We start from the raw sequence: 275 nt of genomic DNA, 5'->3' as shown, positions 1-275 counted from the left end.
AAACCTAGCTGGGCAACGTTTAGCACAATAACCGGTAGCTTAACGGGCACACCGACTAATGATGATATTGGTACCACCTCAGGTATTGTCATCAGTGTTGCCGATGCTGCGAATGCAACAGTAAGTTTAGCGGCCTTTACTATCACAGTGTCAAACACCAACGATGCGCCGGTAATAACAGGTACACCAGCCACAACGGTAGCTGAAGATACTGCCTACAGCTTTACTCCTATAGTTTCTGATGTTGATGTAGGGGATACCCAAAGCTTTAGTAT

General features: G+C 45.8%; 1 protein-coding gene. It reads left to right on the top strand.

The features are described from left to right. Positions 1 to 275: putative Ig domain-containing protein (locus tag H4J65_RS00010; RefSeq protein ID WP_182193917.1), on the top strand; the 275-nt coding region annotated here is incomplete at both ends.

This window comes from Colwellia sp. MB02u-9, assembly GCF_014077085.1.
GTDB lineage: Bacteria > Pseudomonadota > Gammaproteobacteria > Enterobacterales > Alteromonadaceae > Cognaticolwellia.
This window is presented reverse-complemented; position numbering and strand designations above follow the sequence as displayed.